The 1,386-nt window shown below is 70.7% G+C and carries 2 protein-coding genes; both read right to left on the bottom strand.

Going from position 1 to position 1,386, the window contains the following annotated elements; all coding sequences use genetic code 11:
- The coding region (locus tag ACP5E6_RS15345) for a TIGR04282 family arsenosugar biosynthesis glycosyltransferase (protein ID WP_427955449.1) at positions 1–558 on the bottom strand (558 nt) is incomplete at its 3' end.
- The gene (locus ACP5E6_RS15340; RefSeq protein ID WP_427955447.1) at positions 555–1,232 is read right to left on the bottom strand and encodes a glycosyltransferase; all 678 of its coding nucleotides are present in this window, start codon (positions 1,230–1,232) and stop codon (positions 555–557) included. The genes ACP5E6_RS15345 and ACP5E6_RS15340, both read right to left, overlap by 4 nt.
- Between the last annotated feature and the right edge of the window lie 154 nt (positions 1,233–1,386).

The following is a 1,386-nucleotide window of genomic DNA, read 5'->3' as shown; positions in this document are numbered from 1 at the left end:
CGGCGGCACGGCGTCATCGATGTCGAACAGCCGGCGCAGCAGGGCGATGCGGCTTCCCGGCAGAGACCGTATCGTGTCGGCCAGCGCGTCCGGCGTCGACCAGCGAACCTCGCTGAACAGCGCATCGGGCCGGCGCGACGACAGGCCGATCAGCCAGTAGCCACCATCCTCGGCGGGGCCGAACACCGCGTGATGGCCGCGCAGCAGGCGGAGCGCGGTGCGGATGTCGCCCGCGCCAATGCCCGGAATATCGCTGCCGATCAGCACGGCCGGGCGGTGCTGAAACCGGCGGAAGGCCCGCCGCATGCGGCGGCCGAGATCCCCTTCGCCCTGGGGCAGGATCATCCAGCCCGGCGCCGTCAGTTTCGCGTGATGATCAGGGGTTGCCGCGATCACGCGGGCAACGCCGCGCAGCCCGCGCAGGCGGTGCAGCAGATTGTGCAGAATGGCGCGCGAAAGGGTCAACGCCGCGCGATCGCCGATGCGGCGCGCAAGGCGCCGCTTGCCGATGCCGAGGCGGGGGATACGGGTGAACACGATCAAAACCGGGCGGTTCATCGGCGATAATCGGCCGCACGGATCGCGGCGGATGAGGCGCAATGCCGGGCCAGACGCCAAAGATTGCCCGCGGCGCGGCGAAACCAGCCATCGCGGACATAGGCGCTGGCATCGGTCGTGACGACGAGGTTCATCTGGGCCAGGCGCTGCCGCCCAAGACCGCGGGCGAGCGCGACATCCTCCATCAGCGGCAGGTCGGGCATGCCGCCGATGGCATCGAGCAGATCACGATGGATCAGCAATCCCTGATCGCCATACGGCAGGCGGAACAGGGCGCACCGCAGCCACACACCGGCTTCGAGGAGGCGGGCGCGGGGGTCGGCGCTCGCGAAACGCAGCCTGCCGTAACCGGCGCGCCTGGGGGTGTTCAAATGGGGGCGGATCGCGGCGGGCCAGTCCGGCTTCAGGGACGAATCGGCGTGCAGCAGGAACAGCCACGGTGTCGGCGCCCGCGCAATGCCGCGCCGGAATTGTCCACCGCGCCCGGCCGCGCCCTCGACCAGCAAGGCGCCCGCGGCGCGCGCGATCGGGATGGTGGCATCGGTACTGCCGCCGTCGCTGATAATGACGGCGGCGACCAGATCGGGTGCGCGGGTCAGGCTGGCGAGCAGCGCGGGCAGATGGGCGGCCTCGTTCAAGGTCGGGATCACCACGCTGAGGCGGGGTCCGACCATTGAGTCGCCGCGCATCGCTAGCCCCGCCGCCAGGTGTTGAACCGTTCGAGCAGGGCAAGCCCACGCGACGAGGCATGGCGCTGACGCCACAGCCCGGCGACCGCGCGGATCGCTTCGCTGCGGGTGGGGTAGGGGTAGATCACGCCGAGCAGTT

Source organism: Acidiphilium sp., assembly GCF_049977125.1.
Lineage (GTDB): Bacteria > Pseudomonadota > Alphaproteobacteria > Acetobacterales > Acetobacteraceae > Acidiphilium.
The sequence above is the reverse complement of the archived record's forward strand: the minus strand, read 5'-3'. Positions and strand labels throughout refer to the sequence as shown.

Coding starts and splice junctions, on each gene's coding strand:
- ACP5E6_RS15340 (WP_427955447.1), bottom strand. CDS start 1,232: ATGGTCGGACCCCGCCTCAGCGTGGTGATCCCGACCTTGAACGAGGCC.